At 40.9% G+C, this 22,408-nt stretch carries 19 protein-coding genes; 3 read left to right on the forward strand and 16 right to left on the reverse strand.

Annotated features, from left to right (window positions below; translation table 11 throughout):
* The first annotated feature begins 2 nt into the window (after window positions 1-2).
* From ACTJKG_RS01900 to ACTJKG_RS01910, 3 genes are all read left to right on the forward strand, one after another.
* Complete coding sequence (locus ACTJKG_RS01900; RefSeq protein ID WP_216650586.1) at window positions 3-1,892, forward strand: beta-N-acetylhexosaminidase; 1,890 nt, start codon at window positions 3-5, stop codon at window positions 1,890-1,892.
* Between the two features lie 36 nt (window positions 1,893-1,928).
* Window positions 1,929-3,431 carry an alpha-L-fucosidase gene (locus ACTJKG_RS01905; RefSeq protein WP_440738187.1) on the forward strand — a complete coding sequence of 501 codons (1,503 nt, stop codon included), beginning with the start codon at window positions 1,929-1,931 and terminating at the stop codon, window positions 3,429-3,431.
* 247 nt (window positions 3,432-3,678) lie between these two features.
* A complete protein-coding gene (locus tag ACTJKG_RS01910) occupies window positions 3,679-5,505 on the forward strand; it encodes a beta-N-acetylhexosaminidase (protein WP_440738188.1) in 1,827 nt (608 codons plus the stop codon).
* 363 nt (window positions 5,506-5,868) lie between these two features.
* On the opposite strand, the gene ACTJKG_RS01915 is transcribed toward ACTJKG_RS01910, so the two are convergent.
* The 16 genes from ACTJKG_RS01915 to ACTJKG_RS01990 all read right to left on the reverse strand — a co-directional run bounded on the left by ACTJKG_RS01915 (window position 5,869) and on the right by ACTJKG_RS01990 (window position 22,261).
* A complete protein-coding gene (locus ACTJKG_RS01915; RefSeq protein WP_440738189.1) occupies window positions 5,869-6,327 on the reverse strand; it encodes an SRPBCC domain-containing protein in 459 nt (152 codons plus the stop codon).
* A gap of 18 nt (window positions 6,328-6,345) precedes the next feature.
* The gene (locus tag ACTJKG_RS01920; protein ID WP_440738190.1) at window positions 6,346-6,831 is read right to left on the reverse strand and encodes an SRPBCC family protein; all 486 of its coding nucleotides are present in this window, start codon (window positions 6,829-6,831) and stop codon (window positions 6,346-6,348) included.
* Between the two features lie 13 nt (window positions 6,832-6,844).
* Window positions 6,845-7,171 carry an ArsR/SmtB family transcription factor gene (locus ACTJKG_RS01925; protein WP_440738191.1) on the reverse strand — a complete coding sequence of 109 codons (327 nt, stop codon included), beginning with the start codon at window positions 7,169-7,171 and terminating at the stop codon, window positions 6,845-6,847.
* Window positions 7,152-7,604, reverse strand: coding sequence for an SRPBCC family protein (locus ACTJKG_RS01930; protein WP_172335938.1), 453 nt, complete (start codon window positions 7,602-7,604; stop codon window positions 7,152-7,154). The genes ACTJKG_RS01925 and ACTJKG_RS01930 overlap by 20 nt, the downstream gene beginning before the upstream one ends.
* A 189-nt stretch (window positions 7,605-7,793) precedes the next feature.
* Window positions 7,794-7,955 carry an LPXTG cell wall anchor domain-containing protein gene (locus ACTJKG_RS01935; protein WP_172335937.1) on the reverse strand — a complete coding sequence of 54 codons (162 nt, stop codon included), beginning with the start codon at window positions 7,953-7,955 and terminating at the stop codon, window positions 7,794-7,796.
* Window positions 7,956-8,099: 144 nt separating this feature from the next.
* Window positions 8,100-8,876 carry a hypothetical protein gene (locus ACTJKG_RS01940; protein WP_440738192.1) on the reverse strand — a complete coding sequence of 259 codons (777 nt, stop codon included), beginning with the start codon at window positions 8,874-8,876 and terminating at the stop codon, window positions 8,100-8,102.
* Between the two features lie 33 nt (window positions 8,877-8,909).
* The gene (locus ACTJKG_RS01945) at window positions 8,910-10,283 is read right to left on the reverse strand and encodes a hypothetical protein (RefSeq protein WP_440738193.1); all 1,374 of its coding nucleotides are present in this window, start codon (window positions 10,281-10,283) and stop codon (window positions 8,910-8,912) included.
* 82 nt (window positions 10,284-10,365) lie between these two features.
* Entirely contained in the window at window positions 10,366-11,715 is a 1,350-nt protein-coding gene (locus ACTJKG_RS01950; RefSeq protein ID WP_172335934.1) for a hypothetical protein, read from the reverse strand.
* Window positions 11,716-12,128: 413 nt separating this feature from the next.
* A complete protein-coding gene (locus tag ACTJKG_RS01955; RefSeq protein ID WP_440738194.1) occupies window positions 12,129-15,365 on the reverse strand; it encodes a TonB-dependent receptor domain-containing protein in 3,237 nt (1,078 codons plus the stop codon).
* A 140-nt stretch (window positions 15,366-15,505) separates the two neighbouring features.
* Window positions 15,506-16,534, reverse strand: a complete 1,029-nt coding sequence (locus ACTJKG_RS01960; RefSeq protein WP_440738195.1) for a FecR family protein — start codon at window positions 16,532-16,534, stop codon at window positions 15,506-15,508.
* Window positions 16,535-16,790: 256 nt separating this feature from the next.
* Window positions 16,791-17,396, reverse strand: coding sequence for an RNA polymerase sigma factor (locus ACTJKG_RS01965; RefSeq protein ID WP_172335931.1), 606 nt, complete (start codon window positions 17,394-17,396; stop codon window positions 16,791-16,793).
* Between the two features lie 76 nt (window positions 17,397-17,472).
* Window positions 17,473-18,876: a S41 family peptidase gene (locus tag ACTJKG_RS01970; protein WP_172335930.1), complete on the reverse strand. Its 1,404-nt coding sequence runs from the start codon at window positions 18,874-18,876 to the stop codon at window positions 17,473-17,475.
* Window positions 18,877-19,352: 476 nt separating this feature from the next.
* The gene (locus tag ACTJKG_RS01975) at window positions 19,353-19,772 is read right to left on the reverse strand and encodes an OsmC family protein (RefSeq protein ID WP_172335929.1); all 420 of its coding nucleotides are present in this window, start codon (window positions 19,770-19,772) and stop codon (window positions 19,353-19,355) included.
* Between the two features lie 45 nt (window positions 19,773-19,817).
* A complete protein-coding gene (locus tag ACTJKG_RS01980; RefSeq protein WP_172335928.1) occupies window positions 19,818-20,696 on the reverse strand; it encodes an alpha/beta fold hydrolase in 879 nt (292 codons plus the stop codon).
* 30 nt (window positions 20,697-20,726) lie between these two features.
* Entirely contained in the window at window positions 20,727-21,521 is a 795-nt protein-coding gene (locus tag ACTJKG_RS01985; RefSeq protein ID WP_172335927.1) for an alpha/beta fold hydrolase, read from the reverse strand.
* 143 nt (window positions 21,522-21,664) lie between these two features.
* A complete protein-coding gene (locus ACTJKG_RS01990; protein WP_172335926.1) occupies window positions 21,665-22,261 on the reverse strand; it encodes a Crp/Fnr family transcriptional regulator in 597 nt (198 codons plus the stop codon).
* Window positions 22,262-22,408 lie beyond the last annotated feature (147 nt).

Consider the following 22,408-nt stretch of genomic DNA (forward strand, 5'->3'; position numbering starts at 1 on the left):
ATATGAAAAAGTACTTTGCCATTAACCGCATCATGTATTTATTTCCTTTAACACTGACATTTATGTGTTATACCGGAGCAGCACAAATAAAACCTGCCCTTATTCCCGAACCGGTATCCTTGGTTCAGGGCAAAGGCACATTTGTAATTGATAACCATACTTCCTTGATTATCTCATCAGGCAGTCCCGAGCTTGCCGCTCTGGGCAACCGGTCTAATGAATGGATCAATACGCTGGCGGGCGTCACATTGCCTGTAAAAAACAAAACAACAGCATCCGAGCACTCTATTAGTTTATTGTTGAATCCGGCATTAAACAATCTAGGTAATGACGAAGGCTACGAGCTATCCATTACCGAGCATGAAGTAAAACTGCAGGCACGTAAAACGGCCGGTATATTTTATGGCTTACAAACATTGCGGCAATTGCTTTCTCTTTCAGGCGAAGCCAATAAGCAACAGCATAGTTTACCCGTTGTAGAAATTGTTGATTATCCCCGGTTAAAATGGCGCGGACTGATGCTCGACGTAAGCCGGCATTTCTTTTCAAAAGACTTTGTTAAAAAATACATTGATGATATGGCCCGCTATAAATTCAATGTTTTTCACTGGCATTTAACAGACGACCAGGGATGGCGCATCGAAATAAAATCGCTGCCCCACTTAACGGAAGTGGGCGCCTGGCGCGTACCCAGAACAGGGCAGTGGTGGTCTTATGCTCCGCCTCAAAAAAATGAAAAGGCTACCTATGGTGGGTATTACACGCAGCAGGATATAAAAGAAATTATCGCCTACGCGACCGAAAGACATATAACCATTGTGCCCGAAATTGATGTTCCGGGCCATTCGCTGGCCGCTATAGCATCTTATCCTTATTTGTCGGCAACAGGATACATTTATCAGGTAAATCCCGGAAGTAAATTTTATAATATCGACGATAATACTTTAAATCCGGCAGACGAACGCGTGTATACTTTTTTAGATAAAGTTTTTACAGAAGTAGCCGCTTTGTTTCCGGGAGATTATATCCACATTGGTGGCGATGAATGTACAAAGTACTTCTGGCAGCAGTCGGCCGTGGTGCAGGATTTTATGAAGCAGCAGGGAATAAAAACGGAGCATGAACTGCAAAGCTATTTTATAAAAAGGGTGGAAAAGATCCTGAAGAAAAAGAAGAAAAAATTAATTGGCTGGAATGAAATTCTGGAAGGCGGACTGGCTCCCGAGGCAACAGTGATGAGCTGGCAAGGTATGCAGGGAGGGATGGAGGCTGCTAAACAAGGGCACCAGGTTATTTTTACACCCAGCAGCAATACTTACTTAGATCTTTACCAGGGCGATCCGCAACTGGAGCCCGACACATACGATATGTTGCGCTTGCAAACAGCCTATCAATGGAACCCTGTTCCAGCCGGGATAGACAGTACATTGGTTTTGGGCGCGCAGGGTAATTTATGGTCGGAAGCTGTACCTACCGGGCTGCATGCCGAATATATGACCTGGCCACGGTCGCTGGCATTATCCGAGGTATTTTGGTCGCTACCGGCCAAACAAAGCTGGACTAATTTTCAAAAAAAATTAGAGCCCCAATTTAAAACCCTGGATGCCGCGCAAATCAATTATTCCAAAGCAGCCTTTGATGTACTGGCAACTGCAAAACTCGATGAGCAAAAACAATTATTGGTTTCTCTTAGCACAGACATCGACAACCTGAATATTTACTACACACTTGATAATACCAACCCTGATACATCGAGCATCCGTTATACCGGCACTCCGGTAGCTATTCCCAAAGGGATCTACCAAATCAGAGCACAAACATTTAAAGGAAATGCAGCCGCAGGAAAATTATTGATCGTTCCGCGTGAGGAATTAGAGAAAAGGGCAAAGTAATGAATCAGCGGGTTTTCAAAAATGCAATTAAATAAAATGAAACATATATTATCCATAATGGCCATAGGCTTTTGCTCTACGGTTTACGCGCAAAATTACACAACCATTAGTCCAACGGATTCCCAACAGGAAATTGTAAATAAAGCCGCGCACATTACGCCTTCGCCACGGCAATTACGCTGGCAGCAGTTGGAGTTCACCGCGTTCTTACATTTCGGCATGAACACTTTTACCAACCGGGAATGGGGCGATGGTAAAGAAGATACCAAACTATTTAACCCAACTCAGTTAGATGCCGCCCAATGGGTACGTACCTGCAAACAGGCCGGAATAAAACAGGTGATCATTACAGCCAAACACCATGATGGCTTTTGCCTTTGGCCGAGTAAATACACAGAACATTCTGTAAAAAACAGCCCCTGGAAAAACGGGCAGGGAGATGTAGTAAAAGAGGTAGCCGACGCTTGCCATCAGCAAGGTGTTGGTTTTGGTATTTACCTTTCCCCATGGGACAGAAACAATCCCGATTATGGCGATACCGAAAAGTACAATGCTTATTTCATGAACCAACTGACCGAATTACTGAGCAATTATGGCCGGGTTGATGAGGTTTGGTTCGACGGGGCTAACGGCGAAGGTCCAAACGGTAAAAAGCCAGTATACCATTTCGATGCCTGGTACAGTTTGATCCGCAAGTTACAGCCCAATGCCGTAATAGCCATTATGGGGCCGGATGTGCGCTGGGTAGGTACCGAAAGCGGTTACGGCCGTTTATCTGAATGGAGTGTTATACCCGTCGATCAGCAAAACAATACGGGTACCGAGAAAGATTCGCAAAAAGACATTGCCTTTAAACCCAAAGGGGATATGACCGGAAGTGATCTTGGAAATCGCGAAAAAATAAGCAAAGCAAAAGCGCTGGTATGGTATCCTGCCGAAACAGATGTATCCATCAGACCGGGATGGTTTTATCATGAAGCGGAAGATAATCAAGTAAAATCGCCGGAAAAGCTGCTGGATATCTATTATAGTTCTGTAGGTCGCAATTCTGTTTTGCTACTTAATATCCCACCGGATACAAAAGGCTTAATCAATGAGCATGATCAAAAAAATCTGATGGCATGGAAAAACATCATAGATCAAACTTTTAAAACCAACTTATTGAAAGGGGCGAAGATCAGCTCAGTAAATGGCATCAATACCAAAGCCTTATTAAACAGCAATCTCCAAAACTACTGGACCACAAAAAGCAAAGACAGCACGGCGGTTATCGAATTCAACCTGCCCAAACCGCAAACATTTGATGTATTGAGTTTGCAGGAAAATATCACCATTGGTCAGCGTATTGAAAAATTCAACCTGGAATATTTTAACGGAACAAACTGGGAGCAAATAGCCGAAGGCACTACGGTTGGCGCCAAAAGGTTGATTCGTTTTAAACCGGTTACCGCTCAAAAGGTGAGGCTAAACATTACATCGTCCAGACTAAACCCAACGTTGACAGCCGTGGGATTATATAAACAATTTACCGGGTATTAAAATCGCAAACTTTAATACACAAACATCAAATAACCCATCTGGCCGATAATAGATTAGTATTTGTAATCAAGTAATCTGCGATAATCGGACGGATGGGTATTCAGGTTTACTAAAAGGCAATAATTCCAAACAACCGTTTGCGTGATGATAGAATAGACAAATTCTATCTTTTTAAAATATATTCACTCCACTAATATCAAATACCCATCCGACATAAAAAAACGGATAATCCTGTTTTAATTTTATTATGAAAAAAAATCTCTTTTTATTTTTCCTGATCCTAATCGGACGGACGGCGTTTGCTCAACAAGCCACCAAAGTAACTATCGTACCCAAACCTGCTTTTGTAGAAAAGGGTGTTGGCCTGTTTGTTATTGACCAGTATACCAGTGTCGTAGCCAAAGAACCCGATGCTCAAAAAGTGGCGGCAATTTTCAATTATTTTTTAAAAAAGCAATACGGCTTTACCTTAAGGACCAATAATGTAGCACTTGCAAATACTATTGTTTTAAATACTTCATCGCCTGCAAAATCATCAAATGAGAGTTACCAGCTTAAAGTGACCAATAAGGGCGTTAATATCCAGGGAAGCCGCGCCGGTGTGTTTTATGGAGCTCAGTCCTTATTACAGCTTATTCAGCAAAAAGGTAAGCAATTATTTGTGCCCGTGGTGAACATTAATGATGAGCCCAATTTTGCCTATCGCGGATTGATGCTGGATGTTGGCCGGCACTTTTTTGACACCAACGAGATCAAAAAGATCCTGGATGTGATGGCTTCGTTAAAGCTCAACACGCTGCACTGGCATTTAACAGACGACCAGGGCTGGCGCTTGGAAATAAAAAAATATCCAAAACTAACTGCCATCAGTGCCTGGCGCGATTCGACCATTATTGGTCAATATTATGATTTCAAGCCATTTGTTTACGATGGTAAAAAAAGCGGTGGCTTTTATACCCAGGAGCAGGCTCGCGAGGTGGTAAAATATGCCGCCGAAAGAAATATTGAAGTGATACCCGAAATTGAAATGCCCGGTCACAGTACCGCCGTATTGGCCGCCTATCCCGAATTAGGTAATGGAACAGGCCCATACAAAGTACCCGGCTATTGGGGTGTACATCATACTATTTACAATCCAGGTGAACCGACGTTTCAGTTTTTACAGGATGTTTTAACCGAGGTGATGACCATTTTCCCGAGCAAGTACATCCACATTGGCGGTGATGAAGTTCCGAAGGATGAATGGAAAAGTTCAGCCCTGGCGCAAAAGATCATCCATGAAAATAATCTGAAAGACGAACACGAGCTGCAAAGCTGGTTTATAAACCGCATAGAAAAGTTTTTAAACAAAAACGGCAAAAACCTGATTGGCTGGGATGAAATTTTGGAAGGCGGGCTAACACCCAACGCAACCGTAATGAGTTGGAGAGGCGAAGCAGGCGGCATACAGGCAGCCAAAGAAGGCCATAACGTAATCATGTCGCCCAATAGCAATATGTATGTAGATCATGCTCAGGCAAAGGATGCTAAAACAGAACCACTGGCTATTGGTGGTTTCCTGCCTCTATATGTGGTTTATAATTATAACCCGCGGCCAACAGCTTTAACCGCTGATCAGCAGAAGCATATTTTAGGTGTACAAGCCAATATGTGGACAGAGTATGTATCCACCAACAATAAGTTAGAGTATATGCTGTTTCCACGTGCCATTGCGCTGGCGGAGGTTGGCTGGACAAAAACCGAGAACAAGAATTATGAAGATTTTGCCAGCAAGAGGTTGCCAGTAGTTTTAGAGTCGATAGAGCGGTCAGGTGTAAACTACCGGATCCCGGAAGCAAATGTTGTTATTAGTGATGATGTGGCAACCAAAAGAAAAAGAATAAGCATTACCCCTTTTATTGCAGATAGCAAAGTATACTATACCATAGATGGGCACAAGGCCGATAATACTGCCGATCTGTATTCAGGTCCGATATTGTCGCCCATGACTAATGGCCAGCCTTTAACTTTAAAGTATATTATAGTGACCCGCGAAAACAAAACGAGCAATGAGTTTAGTGTGGATATTAAATAACGCGGGTTCGGGATAAGAAATGCAAACCTGATCCCGATGTCCGCTATGTTGAAAAGTGGGTTTACATGGTTTACACTTTTTATAGTTTACATTTATATATATTATTGATAATCAATTAATTAATTTATTTTATATCAAAAAAAACGGTTTACAGTGTAAACCATAAATAATGGGGTTTACATTGGTCAGCTTTAAGCAAAATATTCAGGGTGTCTTTAAATAACATGAACTGCTTATCCCGGGCTCACGTTAAATAATATCGTAACCTGCCGATTAACCACACAAACCAAAAGCCTCCAGCGAAAACTGGGGGCTTTATAGCACCTTTTGAGGTAAGGATCCCGGGCTATTTTTCCGGCGGTCTCAGGAATTCACTTCTTCTTTTCCGGTCGGTTGTCCTTCGCCTGTAGCTATCAAACTATTCAAGCTATTATTGATATAACCGCACCAGGCGTTTGAACAAGCATCATAACATTCATACAAAGGTGTTAAACCCACGTGTGTAAAACGCAGCTCTGTTTTGTTACCATATTCCGCAATCTCAAAAATAATCTGGGTTCCTGTCCATTCGCTTTTGTCTTTCACAAAATTGAGCTTGCTATCTGTAACAAACCAAACAACTTTTTTACCAGGGATCACCTCTATCAGTTTTTGTTTGGAATAATGCACATCGCCAAAACGAACCTCAAATTCATCATTTAGTTTTTGTGAACCGCCTTCCATGTTTTCTGTCCACCATCCATACACGTTATTGATAGCGTCAAAAACTTCCCCCGGCGATTGGTCAACCGTAAAAACGGTGGTATAATTTTGATCTCTCATTTTTGCTCCTTATTTATTTTATAACGCCGCACTCATTTCCTGAGCTTTTTTAACAGCTTCTTCTATCGGATTAGGTTGGCCCTTACCTTTGGTAATAAGGTCATACAAACTTTTGGTAATGTATGTACCCCAAGCGTTAAAACAAATATCGTAACACTCATATGCTGGTACAAGTCCAACATGTGTAAACTGAACCTCTGTTTTATCGTCTTTACTGGTAATTTCAAATACAACGTCTGTATCCACCCATTCAGTCTGGTCTTTAATAAAATTAAAATGATTCTGTAGCACATGCCAAACTACTTTTTTGCCGGGTATCAGTTCGGTGATCTGGAATGTACAAGTATGTACATCCTGGTAGTGGTAATAAAATACGGCGCCCAATTTATCGGTATCACCTTTAGTTTCTTTTGACCACCATCCGCGAACATTATTAATAGCATCAAAAGCTTGTGTTGGAGTTTGATCTACCAGGATGGTAGCTGTGAAATTTTGATTTTCCATGATTTCTATTGATTTATTTTTTATTGGTTCTTTCATTAAGGAGGGCCTCTAAGTTTTTCAATTTGCTGCCCCAGAACTCGTCGAAATACGCTAACCATTTGTGCAATTCGTTAAAGCCCTCCTGTTTCAGTATACAGTGTCTTTCCCGGCCTATGTCCTGTATCGAAATAAAGCCTGCATTGTACAACACTTTAATATGCTTGGATACGGCAGGTCGGCTCATATCAAAATTGTCGGCCAGAGCATTAATGGTTAAGCTATCTTTCGAGAGCAGGTATAACATTTGTCTTCGGCTTGGGTCGGCAATTACCTGGAATGCATCAAGCCTGTGTTGTTCCATTTGCTGTATTGTTGATTATTTTCAAAAGTTTTTGGATAAGCTCCAACCAGCCTTTTTCCATCGAGTTGAACATAGACAGGAAGTTATTTGCTCCCTCGAAACCACGATGTATCAGCAAAAGGTCGGTGCCGTTATCTTTTTCGGTTAATGTCCAGTTCACTACCGAGCGGGTCATCGATCCATCGCCTGGTCCGAAATCCCAGGAATAGGAAAGCTTTTTGAACGGAACGATCTCCAAAACTTTGCAGTAAAAAATGCCGTCGAAATCCATATCGGGCATGGGGCTGGCATGAAAATTAAATTCATGCCCTATGGTGGGCTCAAAATCGTTTTTCATGAGCCATTGAGCAATTAACTCGGGTTTGGTGAGGTACTCCCAAACCACCTCTGGCGGATTAGGATAAAAAAATTGATGTTGAATGATCTTTGCCATAATGCGTAACTTTTAAGTTACTCAAATATATATGTAACTTTTGGGTTACGCAAATTTATTTTCACTTTTTTTAAAACCTTATTTTTTTTTGACAAAAGGAGCTAATGCCTCTCATCTTCAAGGAATAGTGCAGCAGGTAAAGTGAGAGGATAAGTGGGAGTGCCGAAGCCGGTCAGGAAGTGTATGCCCTTATTGTATACAAACACTCCCTAACCATGCGATCAGCGAAAATATAATTAAACCGCCAAGTGCCGCGAGACTTCCGGTGACGAGGAGGTTAGGATTATTGTTTGATGCACAGTGTTCCGAAAACCCTGTAGTAGGATACTGTTGTTTAAATTTATTTTTCACGAAACGTGTAATTAGGACATGCTTCCTTATAATTCCGATTTGTTGACATTTTTAACAGCACAATTTAAAGTAGCAAGTGTTAACCTGCTACTCTTTTATATTATTGACCTGGTTACAACCAGGTATTTTTGTGTTGAAAGGTTTTTATTTGAAAAACGTTGAAAGATCATTTATATCGTAACCTTGTCCTACCTTAGTCCCATCTAACAGAAAAGGTGAAATTGAAAGTAATTGACTGGTTCCCTTTTTAAAATTAACGGAAGGTATGAATACTTGATAAGGATTAGATTGGGCCTCCTCTGTAACATTTTCCAGACTGGTATAAGGTAAATCTTCCGTGCCGGCTTTATAAACCAAGAAGTAATAAGCGTGATCTGGTTTTAAAGGCGTCAATTCTATAAAATCACCAAAAGCCCCGGTAATATTTTTAATCGTTGTTAAAGGTACAATATCATAAGTAATTTCGTCAACGTCCAATAATGCGAGATCTACCGGGCCACCGTAAAAATCTTTGAAGGTTGTACTGAACCGGAACCGGAAACCCATGTTATCAGGATTACTTACGGGTGTAACCGTCACATTATCAGAGAGTGTTGTGCCATCATAAAAAAACTTTTTTAGCTGATTAAAAGGCTTAGCGGCAATTTCAAACTCTTTGACCACTTTACCATCCGTTTTTTTACGCAACTGTATCTTGTCGCCAGGGTTAAAAAGCCCCCCCGAAAACGCGTCTTTTTTAGCTGGCAGCTCACCCAATACTTTATTATTGAATATCACCTCCAGGGTATCCGTCGACAGCACCAAGCCTTTTATATTAAAGCTTACAGGGCTCGCAGTCTTTTCCGGGTTTAATAATTGTTCTTTTTTACAAGCCGACAATAAAAGCGGAAAAAGAAAAATGATGTACCTTAATTTAATCATATAATTATAATATAAGTTTTACAAAACAACGTTTTAGAACGTAAATTTAGCCCATGAGGCAATAGCCCAGGCCGGTGCAGTAGCAGGCAAAGCTGCAGTTCCCCAGGCTGTTATAGCACCTTTTGTTACACCTAAACCGGTAGCGAAATTAACCACGCCCGAATTATAGAATGGCTGGCTCATGCCCCATTTATCAGCAGCAGCTGAGGTTGAAGTAATCAAACCTGAAGATACAAATGCGCCGGTACCCAACACTGAAGTTGCCGCAGTAAAGCCATGAACAGAAACTTTTGTTAATGTTGACAATGAAGCGTCTGCATCAACATCAGATACAATACCCGAAGGGTAACCGGTAAATAATGAGTTATTGATGGTAAATTCGGCACCACGGCGGTTACGGAAAGCCCACTTAAATCCAGGAGAAGTAATGGATGGTGTTAACGTCGCTGTCTGAGTACCCACTACATCGAAATTTGATAATGTAGGGTGAGTTTTTGGCGCTAAACTAAAAGTCGCATCTTCAGCAGGATAATTATTGTCAGATTCAATACCATTTGAATCTGATACGAAGCTCGAACCTGCATAACTGTGAGTTGAATAAGCATCTGCTGCCGCGATGGCATATTGGATAGCACCGGTATAGCCATTGATAAAATCAAACTGATCGTCGGCATTTGCAAATGAGATCAGGTATTTAGGGCTTACTGTACCACCGAAGAACTCAAATCCGTCATCCAGTCCGTATGATGCCTGTATATGATCTATCACAGTACCATTGCCTACGCCACCGAATGTTAAAGCATTTACTGCAACATTTGTCGTTAACACAAACCCCGCAAATTCAATACGTACAAACTGCATTGCACCACTATTATCAGCGTCATCGGTACCCCCGTAATAAAATTTAGGATCATTGGTCAAACCTTCAATTAATTTACCACCAACGTTAACTCTTGCTTTACCTAAAAGGATAACACCTCCAAAATCACCAGGCCGCCCGGTGGTGCTGTTATTACCATCTAACAAGTAACGGCTGGTGAAAACAATAGGACTTGTTGCAGTACCTACAGCATTAATTTTACCACCCTGGGCAATTACCAATACACCATTTTGAGCATTTGGATTATTTACAGTAGCTTTAATGAAAGTACCCGCGTTAATGGTTAGCGTAGCACCACTTCTAATTGTAACAATGCCGCTCAGTTCCCAAACATGACCGGCATCCCAGGTAGTGTTGGTGGTAATATCGCCACTTACGGTAGTTACCGGTAATGATGTAACTGAGGAGGGGTAGTCGGTAGCTGATATGCTGCGATTATCAAACGAAGCGTCATTCTTAGCTTCCTTTTTACAGGCCATTACCAAACAAAGCCCTGCGGCCAGAAATATGTGTTTAAGTTTTACCATATGATAAGAATTACACATGTTTATGAATAAACCGGAGCATCAAATGATGCCCCGGTTTATAGTTAATAGTTAACCTAAATTCTTAGAAAGTAAATTTAGTCCATGAAGAAATAGCCCATGCAGATGCAGAAGCTGAAGTTACAGCGCCTCTTGTTACACCTAAACCGGTAGCGAAATTAACCGCACCTGAATTATAGAACGGTTGGCTCATACCCCAGGTAGGAGCAGCAGCTGCAGTTGAGGTAGTTAAACCTGAAGATACAAATGCGCCAGTACCCAATACTGAAGTTGCAGCAGTAAAGCCATGAACAGAAACGTTAGTTAATGATACCAATGAAGCGTTTGCATCAACATCAGCTACAATGCCTGAAGGGTAACCGGTGACCAGTGAGTTGCTTAATGAAGCCTCAGCACCGCGACGGTTGCGGAAAGCCCATTTAAGACCAGGAGCAGTAATAGCCGGTGATAAAGTTGCAGCAGAAGTACCTATGATACTGAAATTTGATAGTGTTGGATGAGTTTTAGGTAATTTGCTGAAAGTTGCATCTTCTGCAGGTGCATTATTGTCAGACTCAATACCATTTGAATCGCTGGCAGTGCCGCTGGCGCTGTGAGTTGAATAAGCATCAACTACACCAATAGCGAATTGGATGTTACCGGTAAAGCCATTATCAAAATCAAACTGATCATCGTCATTTGCAAATGAGATCAGGTATTTAGGGCTTACTTTACCACCAAAAAACTCAAATCCGTCATCAAGGCCATAAGATGCCTGTACGTGATCGATAGTAGTACCGCTACCTACACCACCTAAAGTTAAAGAGTTTACTTCAACATTTGGAGCTAATACATAACCAGCAAATTCGATACGAACAAACTGTAATGTACCGCTGTTATCAGCATCATTGGTACCACCATAGTGAAATTTAGGATCATCAGCCAAACCTTCAATTAATTTATCACCTACGTTAATTACAGCGTTACCTAAAAGGATAACACCGCCAAAATCGCCAGGTTTTCCAACAGTAGCGTTATTACCATCTAACAGGTAACGGCTGGTGAAAACGATAGGGCTTGTTGCAGTACCTACAGCATTAATTTTACCACCTTTGGCAATTACCAATACACCATTTTGAACACCTGCAGTATTTACAGTTGATTTGATGAAGGTACCCGCATTGATAGTTAGAGTAGCACCGCTTCTTACGGTAACAACACCGCTGATCTCCCAAACATGAGCAGCATCCCAGGTAGTATTAGTGGTAATATCTCCACTAACAGTAGTTACCGGTAATGATGTAACCGAAGATGGGTAATCGGTAGCAGCAGTGCTGCGGTTATCAAACGAAGGGCTATCATTGGCTCCTTTTTTGCAAGATGTTACTAAAAGTCCGGCAGCCAAGCATAGGGCCACTAAAGATAATTTTTTCATTTTTTTACTTTTTTGTTTTTCAGAGAGGTAGTTAATTTTTAACCCCCATTTATTCGGTTTATTTGGAACTTTCTGTAATTCAGAATAATAGCATCTCAATTTTTTCAAGATCAAAAAGAGAAGCTATTTTCAGACTTACTTTTTTTATTATCTTTACGGCTGAACATAATTCACCTGTATCGATCTTCTGGTCTAAACCCTCGGCTTAGTAACAGGCATCCTTTCGGGGATTTTTATATTACTCTCAGGTTTGTCCTGGTTGTGCCGTTAGCGCGCATGCTATTCGGTTTTTTAAACGAAGGGTTGTTGAACACCCTTCGTTTTATTTTTATGGCACAGCAGGATCTTATTTTTCCTCCATTTTTTTAATTGTTTAACCATTATATATCTACATACATGATGTATTCTCGTTATTAAAAATTATAAGTAAGCGATGTACTGTAGGTACGCCCGAACCGCTGTTGAAACATCACCTGGTCGCCTTTGTCGTAATTATTAGTAAATCCGGGTTTCAGGACATTCTCAGAATTTACTTCATAACTGGCTGTGTTACGGTAAATGGTGGATATATTATTAGTAAGGTTAGCCATGTTGAATTTCACTTCCATCTTATTTTTCAGGAAGCGGTAACTAATTTGAATATCCAGCTGATCCCTTGGTTTTTCATATTCAATGAAGGAGGGGATATCACTAACGATGTAAGTTTTACGTCCCGATTTATTATAAGCTGCGTTAAAACCCAAATGATTACTGATGTACTGTAAACCCACATTATACAGGTAAGGCGACTGCCCATACAGGGATCTTTTTTGTTGAGTGGGAACTTGTATGTATGGCTTGCCGCCTCCAGGGTCTACGGTATAGGTACTTTGTACTGTTGACTTTTGCAAGGTAAGGTTACCATAGGCTGTTATATTTTTCAGGATTCCTTCATCAGCTATAAAGCCGAAGTTTTTACGCAATTCAAATTCGAGGCCATACACTTTCGACCAATCAGCATTTTGGAGGTAATAATTAGGGTTACCATTCACCCTTATAGCGTTCAATTCTACAGGTTTATCAAAACGTTTATAAAAGCCCCCTATAGATATAATTTCGCCCAGGCCCGGGAACCATTCCGTTTTAAGATCATAGCTATTGATACGGGTGCTATATAACCCTTTATTGCCATATAAAGCATCCAATGTGGGACTATACCTCAAAAATGGGTTATTATCCATTAACTCGGGTCTTACCACACTGCTGGAAACAGCTCCCCTGATATTCAGGGACTGTATCGGGCTGTAGGTTAAATTAGCCGAAGGGAGCCATTGCCAGCGCTTATCGGGTTTTATCGAAAATATATTCTCTGCACCTCCTTTAATAATTGCTCCCTGTTTAATTTCGGTATATTTGTAATACTCGGTCCTTAAACCCCAAACCAATCTGAGTTTATCAAATATCCGGTTATCCAGCATCACATAGCCCGCATGTATTTGGCTTTTCCCTTTGTAACTATCTATAAAAGAAGGATCTATTGCGTATATATATTTATCATAGGCAATATTTGCAGGGTTGATCATTTGCCCTATAGATTTATACCCTAAGCTATCAGAAACCTTATCGGTAGTTGCCAATGCAGCGATCTGCCAGTCAAATTCCGCATTTTTGTGATTGCCGAAGTAACCAGCTTTTACACTACTTCGGATACCTGCAAATGTAAATGGCAGTGTACCCGAAAGATTCCATGAATAGTGGGTTTCTTTATTAGAAGCGTGCTGACGCGAGGTTACTTGAATTCTTGGTTCTGTAATTTTGCTGCCAAAATAAAAATACTGGTAGTTATCACCTATTAAAACAGGTGCAATCGAGGCAATACCCGCGTCTTTCTCCTCCCTGTTTACCGAAGTTCTGGCAGCATCCCATTCAATTTTTACCTTTCCTAACTGGTGCTGTCCGTTTAATTTGTTTTGCAACAAGGTGGTATAAGTTGGATCATCCGCCTCCATAATCCGGTTAGGTGTGTGGAGAGGAATGTAACTACCCCCATTATCAAGGTCGTATCCGGTTATCCTTGTTAATGTGTTATCATATACATGCGTATAGGTATTGCGAAAGCCGAACCGGTTTTTACCCAATTGCAAACCCACATTTAACAATGCCCCTAAAGTAGTGTTAAATGCGTAGGACGCGCCTGTATTTAAATCGGGGCGATCAATGTACCAGCCAGACGATCCTCCCCTGGATTGATCATCTATAACATTAATATTTTGTGTGTTACGATAAGTTATGGCAGTGGTAAAACCCAGCTTATTGTTTTTGGTAGTGTCCAGCGTTAATAAACGACCAATGGAAAACTGGTAGTTTTGTGAGGGGGCCGTTTTATATTTATACATGGTAAAGTTGTCGTTCGTAAACCTTTTACTTTGATCAACTACCTTTTTTTGATAATCGGCATCAGAAAGCGCTCTGTTAGGATCGGTAGTTCTGTTGGTGTGAACCAGCCCGGTAGGAAAATCTCTTCTGCCGTCGTCAAAACCGAAATAATCATATTTTCCGCGCTTGTGGCTCAGGAAATCTTTACCGGTGCTTTGGTCATTGTATGCCGCACCGGCAGTAAAACTTATAAAATTTTCATTTGGGATATCCTTGGTATTAATCTGGATAAGTCCGCCACCAAAACTGGCATTCATATCGGGTGTAATGGTTTTACTTACCACTACATTATCTACCAACCCTGCGGGGATCATATCAAAGGAAAAGTTACGGCTCTGGGCTTCGGTACTTGGCAGTACAGTTCCGTCCATCATGGCGGTATTATAGCGTTCGCCAATGCCCCTAACCAGTACAAACTTATTATCAATGGTACTTACCCCGCTGATCCGTTTTAAGCTTTCGCCAATATTTTTATCCGGTGTGCGGGCAAGCTGCTCTGCACTGATACCGTTACTAATTTCCGAAGCGTTTTTTTGCCGTACAAGCAATCCATCAACCGATGCCTTGCGGTAGCTGGCCGTAACAACCACTTCTTTTAAGGCCGAGCTCGCTGGTTTTAATGCAATGTTTAAAGGTGTATTTTTATCCTCTGTTACCACAACTCCGCTAATCCGCGTAGTTTGGTAAGAGATATAAGTAATCTCCAGCGTATAAGTACCCGGGGCTACACTTAATATGTATCCGCCATCTACGCTTGTTTGTGTCCCATTACCGGTTTCAATTATTCTTACAGATGCACCAGGAAGAGTTTCTCCCTTTTCGTCCAATACCTTCCCGCTTATATTACCGGGTTTGACGGGTGCGGGTAACTTATATAAAAGCACAGTATGCTCATCGGCAAATTTGAACCCAACGTGAGTTCCAGCCAGCATTTGCTTTAATACCTGGGTTAGGGTCTCGTCTTTTACATCAATATTAATACGGCTCCCTTCATTGAAAATAGACTTATTATAATTGATCACGCAACCTGCTTTATTTTCCAATACAGTAAGCCCCTCTGGAATACTTACTGCCACTAATTTCAGGTTGATGGTGCCGGGAGCTTTTAATTGTTTTAAAGCTGAGCCAAATAAGTTGCCGGAAACATGGCTAAATAAAAAGAATATAAACAGGATTGCCCTGCAGTTAAATCTTGAAAAATGTTTAATTACTTTTTTGTAAAAGCTTATATTCATAAGTTTACTACGATTTTTAATTTTCACGAGTTAAAAACTATTTCTTTGAAACCGTTCTGTTGACGCAGGGCGGTTTCTTTATTTTAATTACTATTTCTTTATATAAGCTTTCGCATACGGATCTTAGCCGTGCTATATTTTCATTCACAAGCCTCCCCCCATAAGACTATTTTTGTTTTGTCGTCGCTAATTTTATACTTGATATGCCCGCTGCTCATAATTTTCAGCTGTCGCATTACCTCGTTAATATTTATGTCTGAAAAAGTGGCATTAAACCGGCATGTTTTTAGTTTAGCACTTTTCACTTCAAAATGAACATTGTAGTAGCGTTCAAGCTTAACCAGCATCGATCCTAAATTTTCATCGTGAAATACAAACCGGTTATTTGTCCAGCTATCCGCTTCGCTGATATGTCCAACATTAATTCTGAATTTTCCATTATCCTTGTCATAGGCTATTTTCATACCCGCTGTTAAAAGAGAAAGCATCTTACGGGCGCCCGGGCTTTTTTCGGTTACACCTACCTTACCAGTCCTTACAGATACGGTAAAGATTTTATCTTCCGGGTAGGCGTAAATATTAAATGAAGTACCCAGAACCTGTGTTTCCATCTTTCCAGACCGGATAATAAAAGGGCTTGCAGCATCATGCTTTACTTCAAAAAAGGCTTCACCCTCGAGAGAAACGCTTCTGATTTTTCCTTTTTCAAAATGCTCTGGCCAGGAGATTTTGCTGCGGCTGCCCAGGTAAACAACCGAGCTATCGGGCAGCAGCATCTTTACTTTTTCGCCGTTTGCTGTTGTTTTAGTAATAACAGCAAGTGATTTTACCATATCCGGCTGTTTTTTCTGGCTGGCTTTATATACAAAAACTGCGGAGCAGATCATCACCAATGAAGCCGCATACTTCAGCAATTGATATCGCTGTATCGTTTTTTGTTTTTTGTGGTCAATTTTGGCCCATAACTGCTCCAGGCCTTCATTCGCCTCAGCAGAGTTATCCCGCATCACAGGTTCTTGTTCCCACGTTTCGCTCATGAGATCAGACAGTTCCTGTTCAGCATTTTTGTTGTTATTTAAGTAGTGAAACAAAATGGCATTCTGGCGGGTGTTCGTTTTGCCCTCCAGGTACATTTTAAATAATCTTCTGATTTCCTCTTGATGCTTCACCTTTATGATTCCAATATTTTTTAGTGACTTATATATGTATATAAGATCGGGAAGCGATCAACAGCTATTCGTCATATCGTTGTTTTTTTTAAATACGCGACAATGGACTCATAATCAGAACGATAATTTTATTTTTTATTACCAAAAACTCAACAACAGCAACCGACGGGATACTTCTTATTGCATAAAAAAATAATTGCCCTCCCGGGCAAGTGATACACTAAATAATAAGCTTAAGAAATAGCGGGAAGGGAAACTAGCCTATCTCCGGAAGATACATCAGCATCAATAACACAAAAGGAAGTACGGTATCAGGAGATAGATAACGGATCCGGGTACGGATATGCGTTAAGGATTTCTTTATGTGGTTGTTTACCGTATTTTTTGAAAGCCCCATTTGCCTGGAAATGTCTTCATGTGAGCAACCATCTTCCCGGCTCAATAAAAAAGCCACTTTAGCTTGCGGAGAAAGTGTTTCAATAGCAGTCATGGCTATCTGGCGGCACTCTGTAAAATCCATATAACTTTCTGTGGAATTAAAGGCGGGCTCTTCTGTGTTTGCCGTTCGGTAAACAGACATTCTGGCCTGCTTTTTTAACGCGTCTAAAAAATTGCTGCGAACCATGCTAAACAGGTACGCCTCAAAATTTTTTTCGGGATTAATTTTCATCCTGTTTTCCCATAAACGAACAAATACGTCCTGGGTTAGTTCATTAGCCTCTTCGGCACATCGTACAAAACGATAGGCAAAGCTATATACTTTTCTTCTGTATAATTTATAAATTTCACCGAAAGCATCGGTATCCCCGGCTTGGATAAGGAACAAAAGTTCCTTGGTTGATAAGTTGTCCAAATGTTTCATACGGCAGGAGGTTAAGCATTGCAAGTTAAGCGGGTAGTTTGAAGTTAATGTTAACTGTAAGAGAAGCTTTGCCGGTTTACCTGTGAGTAATCACGGTACTTGCAGATGTGATTGATAAACGGGAGTCGGCCAGAATTACCCCGGCGGCTAAACCTGTATTACCCGGTTTTTTTTGTTGAAGAACGCCCAATGTATTATTACCGGAAATTCGATTGAGAGCGGCCTTAACCAAAGGGTCTTCCCAGGTACCAAATGGCTGCAAAGGGAGATCATTCAATTCCGTGACTCTGATGTCAGGATCTATACCAGAGTCATAGCCTCCGTTTCCCGTAGCATTAAACAATTTGTAAACAATTGGGTGCATTTCCCATTCTACCAGTTTGGGAACCCTGGCATCAGAAATTTTAAAGGAAGCCTCGTCTTTACCCCTCGTTTTTTCGCCTACCAGCACAACCTGTATATATGGTCTTAAATTATTGATCATCACCTCCGAAGCCGAGGCGGTTGCACCTGTTCCTAAAATAAATACCCGTTTTAGATTTAGGTTGGCCTGTAAAAGTGTATTAAAATTTAAAGTATGATCAAAGGTGGCCGCGCTGCCTAAAGACTCGGTTCGCGTTCCACCGTTTTTATTCCCTTTATAAGTAATAAAGGGGGTGTTATAGTTGATCCCGGATGCAATCATAGTGCAAAGCCCAGCCGCTTCGGCAACCTGCCCGCCTGAATTATAGCGAAGGTCAAGAATAAGCTCCGTTACACCGGCACTTTTAAGTCCTATGAAAGTATTATAAAGTGAGGCCGCTAATCCAGTACTAAAATCATATACATAAAGATAGGCGATTTTGGAGCCACCATTATCAACCATATTACTTACGGCAGGCTGTTCAAAAGTAAAGCCAGCGGTTAACTCCGCAGAGCCTGTATCTTTTAACTCATTTCCGCTTATTCCGGCCAGCGTGAGGGTAGCCCGGGTACCTGAAAGCAGTTCCTGTTGTAAAGCGATGGCATTTTCCTGGGTTATCGCTTTGCCGTTAATTTTACTGATATAATCACCTCGTTTCAGGCCGGATCTGGAAGCGGGGGAGTCGTTTAAAACCAGTTTCACCACGCCAAAAACTAAACCTGTGTTTTTTTCTTTGATGGTGGTATAATCAAACCCGTATTGACTTTTGTTGCTGGGGCTAACTGTGGATGGGTCATTGGGTAACAAAATGTATGAAAACCGGTCACTGGAATTTCGTATGGCCGAAAAAAAATCAAGCGGAGGTCTATTAAGAGCCGGTTTGGAGGGCAGGCCATCGCTCCAGTAATAATAACGTTTCAGGCTATCAAGCATCCAGCTGTTTATATTTTCATTGCTTCCGGTGGGGTAGTTGGGCTTATTATTATCTTTTTTACAGGAGCTTTGTAAAATAAGTACAGATACCAGACAAATCAGGACATAACGACTTTGTTTATAAAAGTTAAGGAATGGCTGCATAATACTCTTAAAGTATATTTGTCTATCCGCAAATATACTTTGCCACTGTTAATAGAGAATTAACTTTCAAGTAGCTCCAGTGTTAAGTTATATATAAAAAGTTTGTGTTGCCATATGACTTGTGATCACCGAAAACAATAATGATGTTAAACGGCTAGTCACAGTTAAACCCATTATTTATATGAAGCCAAGAGTTGAACTTGCAAGTGACAATCACAGAATACCGTGATTTCTATAAGCAAAAAAGGATAATTTTAAAGATATCTTAAACCAGTATAGCTTAAACTGATACACTATATTATCAAAATCCATTTTTAAATTAAACCCGATGAAGATTACGCCGCGACCATCTTATATTTTTCAACTGGCTTCAAAAATGCAACTCAAAGCTTAACATATAAATGCTTACTTATAAAAAAACTCAGCAGATATGTCCGCTGAGTTTCATGTAGTATGCTGTCAGATGTTTCAGACTATTAAGCGTAAACAACGCCTAACGTAATGGGCACATTCAATGCTTTTGAGACAATACAATGTGTTTTTGCTCCTTCAGCAATTTCAGTAAATGTTGCTTCATCTACACCTTCAATTACACTTGCCTGTAAATCCAAATGAATACCAGTAATGCTTAACGCCTGCATATCAAGATCAACTGTTGCTGTAGTAAAAATGTCGCCTGCTGTGATGTTGTGATGTGCTAATGTTGCGCTAAGGGCCATCGAAAAACAGCCTGCATGTGCCGCGGCTATCAATTCTTCCGGATTAGTGCCGATGCGATCGGCAAAGCGGGTTTTGAATGAATATTGAGTTTGATTAAGCACGGTGCTTTGTGTGCTGATTTCTCCTTTGCCTTCTTGTAAGGTACCGTTCCATTGTGCTTTTGCTATACGTTTCATGATTTTTTTATGAGTTAAAAATTATTGTTTGATGTTTATTGGTTGTTATTTACCTGGCAATTCGGCAGCTAAAAAAGCATTGGCTTCTTTCACAAAATCCTGGCTGTATTGAAAAAGGGCACCATGACCTGAATCACTCCATAGAATGAGTTTTGAATTAATCAGGTATTGTGATAATGTGAACGAGTTGACAGACGGCACAATTAAATCGTTGGTGCCGTTCACAATCAAAACAGGCTGTTTAATATTGCGCAGTTGTTGGTATTCCGGATCTTTTTCATAGCCGAAGGTAATGATAGCTGTTGCCTGCGCATTTACCGTTGCTCCGGCTGTAGGGGTATCGCGGTTCTCTTTCCTTAATTGTAAACGTTCCAGGAACTGCTCGCCGGCCTCCACACCGTTATTTGTTTTGGTGAAAAATACATTTCGCAGAACCTTTACAGGGCCGTCTGACATACCCGCGGTTACAACGTTCACAATTTCGGTTATCCCTTCACTACCTTTCGGACCGGTGCCTGCCAAAATCACTTTGCTTACCAATTCGGGATAACTTTCTGCAAGGTTTTGGGCGATGAAACCACCCAGTGAAAAACCAAGTAAATAAACTTTTTTCAGGCCCAATGCATTGATGAAATCATAGGCATCATTTGCCATTTCCGCTACCGTAGCAGGAGTTTCACCTTCGCTGCTGCCAACGCCCTTGTTATCAAATAAAATAACAGGGTGTGTTTTAGCTAATTCGTTGGTAACTGTCGGATCCCAGTTGTCTAAAGTACCAGTAAAGTGCTGTAAAAATACAACCGGCACACCTTGTGACTGTCCAAATGAACGGTAAGCGAATTTTGTGCCTTTAACATCGATAAAGGCAGTTGGAACTGTTTCGTGAGTAAACGCTGTATTACCCTTATTTAAATCTTGTGACATTTTTTATGTTTTTATGATATGAAGAAGTTATTATTTGCTTTCAGCAATCAGGATTGCAGCCAGTTTATCCGGCATAGAAATGAATGGTGTATGACTGCTTTGCAGGGTATACACTTTGGCCACTTGGCTGTTTTTTACCATATATTGCTGTGCTGGGTAACTGATTGCATGGTCATTAACGGTATGGATATAAACTTTTTTAACGCTGCCGAAATTTTTCTCTGTCAGATGAACGGGTGTAGCAAGGGGTGCCAGCGGTTCCGGTTTAATGTTGGCGGCAATATATTCCTGAATTTGTTGCGGGGCATCGGCGGCAAAAATATCAGCGACTCCGTCTTTAGCAATTATTGCTGCACCATGTTCCTGATCGATTGTAAGGTATTTGCCGATATGAGAAGCCGCATCTCCTTTTGCAAGTCCTAAAAGACTGTCACCATCATGTGGAAGCGCTGCTGCCAGGAAGATCAGTTCTTTAATTTGTGCGGGAACTTCTTCAGCTACCTGGCTGATCACCAGTCCGGCAAAACTATGTCCCACCAAAACTACATTCGTACGGGTACCGATAGCTGCTTTTACCTGGTCAACATAAGTTTGAAAGGTGATACCGGCAAATGAGGTGGTATCTTTTCCGTGACCTGCAAGGTTAACATTGATCACCTCTTCGCCCTGGGCTTTTAATAAAGGAGTTACTGCATTCCAGGAAGAAGCATCAGACCAGGCTCCGTGAACAAGTACAATAGTTTTAGAATTTTTGTTGGTTGTTTTTTGGGCTTGAGCAGTAAAGCCTAATACACTCATTGCCATCATTATTATTGCTGTTTTCATGTTTTTTAATGCCTAATTGTTTAGGACACCACAAACATCGGGCTATGCCAGAGCAATAAGTTTAACCCAGGTTAAAATCGAAAAATCTCCTGAAAAAAGTTTTTCAGAAGATTTTTAATATGCAAACCGGGTGGCAATGGGTGTTACCTTCCGACCATCCGTTTACGAATCCGGCTCAGAGATGGCCCCTGGATACCCAGATAAGAGGCGATATGATAAAGTGGTACCGCATTAAAAATATTCGGATGCTTTTCCATCATTTCCCGGTAACGGTCTTCCGGCGTTTTAAAAAGAAACCCTTCGGTATTAACCATAACTTCATGGAAAGCGGTTTCGGCTACGATCCTTCCAAACCGTTCCCACTGGTGTGATTGCCCATAAAGTTCATTCAGGTGATCGATATGTATATATAATATAAGCGAATCAACCATTGCTTCTGTATAATATTCGCAGGCAGTTTGGGCCAAAAAGCTTTTATAGGATGCTACAAATTGGTGGTCAGTAAAAAACAGCATGTTCTTTTCTTCTCCCGTATCATTATTTACACGGTAGATCCTAAACACACCATTGATAACAAAACCGAGGTGTTTGCAAACATTTTTATATTCGTTATAAAACTCGCCTTTTTTATACTGTTTTAATTTCCAGTAAGGCAATGACAAGTCAAATGCTTCTGGTTTCATACCGGCAGACCCTAAGATCTTTCGTAGTAATTCTATTTCAGTTTTGTTCTCAGACATGTTATAAAAATATAAATTTTAATAAGATCGCATACCAACACACGGCGATGGTTAATAACTATCATCATTACTGATTAATTGTTGTTCTGGTTGCCTAATAGTATAACTTGTTTTGACGGCTTTGAACTATTTTTCGATTTTAACCTG

The sequence above is a fragment of the Mucilaginibacter sp. 22184 genome (assembly GCF_052045695.1).
GTDB lineage: Bacteria > Bacteroidota > Bacteroidia > Sphingobacteriales > Sphingobacteriaceae > Mucilaginibacter.

Excerpts from the sequence above, each read along its gene's own strand:
- ACTJKG_RS01945 (WP_440738193.1), bottom strand. The coding sequence starts at position 10,283 with ATGGTAAAACTTAAACACATATTTCTGGCCGCAGGGCTTTGTTTGGTA.
- ACTJKG_RS01970 (WP_172335930.1), bottom strand. The coding sequence starts at position 18,876 with ATGCAGCCATTCCTTAACTTTTATAAACAAAGTCGTTATGTCCTGATT.
- ACTJKG_RS01990 (WP_172335926.1), bottom strand. The coding sequence starts at position 22,261 with ATGTCTGAGAACAAAACTGAAATAGAATTACTACGAAAGATCTTAGGG.
- ACTJKG_RS01905 (WP_440738187.1), top strand. The coding sequence starts at position 1,929 with ATGAAACATATATTATCCATAATGGCCATAGGCTTTTGCTCTACGGTT.
- ACTJKG_RS01940 (WP_440738192.1), bottom strand. The coding sequence starts at position 8,876 with ATGATTAAATTAAGGTACATCATTTTTCTTTTTCCGCTTTTATTGTCG.
- ACTJKG_RS01950 (WP_172335934.1), bottom strand. The coding sequence starts at position 11,715 with ATGAAAAAATTATCTTTAGTGGCCCTATGCTTGGCTGCCGGACTTTTA.
- ACTJKG_RS01955 (WP_440738194.1), bottom strand. The coding sequence starts at position 15,365 with ATGAATATAAGCTTTTACAAAAAAGTAATTAAACATTTTTCAAGATTT.
- ACTJKG_RS01930 (WP_172335938.1), bottom strand. The coding sequence starts at position 7,604 with ATGGCAAAGATCATTCAACATCAATTTTTTTATCCTAATCCGCCAGAG.
- ACTJKG_RS01975 (WP_172335929.1), bottom strand. The coding sequence starts at position 19,772 with ATGAAACGTATAGCAAAAGCACAATGGAACGGTACCTTACAAGAAGGC.
- ACTJKG_RS01915 (WP_440738189.1), bottom strand. The coding sequence starts at position 6,327 with ATGAGAGATCAAAATTATACCACCGTTTTTACGGTTGACCAATCGCCG.
- ACTJKG_RS01985 (WP_172335927.1), bottom strand. The coding sequence starts at position 21,521 with ATGAAAACAGCAATAATAATGATGGCAATGAGTGTATTAGGCTTTACT.
- ACTJKG_RS01910 (WP_440738188.1), top strand. The coding sequence starts at position 3,679 with ATGAAAAAAAATCTCTTTTTATTTTTCCTGATCCTAATCGGACGGACG.
- ACTJKG_RS01980 (WP_172335928.1), bottom strand. The coding sequence starts at position 20,696 with ATGTCACAAGATTTAAATAAGGGTAATACAGCGTTTACTCACGAAACA.
- ACTJKG_RS01900 (WP_216650586.1), top strand. The coding sequence starts at position 3 with ATGAAAAAGTACTTTGCCATTAACCGCATCATGTATTTATTTCCTTTA.
- ACTJKG_RS01965 (WP_172335931.1), bottom strand. The coding sequence starts at position 17,396 with ATGAAACATTTGGACAACTTATCAACCAAGGAACTTTTGTTCCTTATC.
- ACTJKG_RS01925 (WP_440738191.1), bottom strand. The coding sequence starts at position 7,171 with ATGGAACAACACAGGCTTGATGCATTCCAGGTAATTGCCGACCCAAGC.
- ACTJKG_RS01920 (WP_440738190.1), bottom strand. The coding sequence starts at position 6,831 with ATGGAAAATCAAAATTTCACAGCTACCATCCTGGTAGATCAAACTCCA.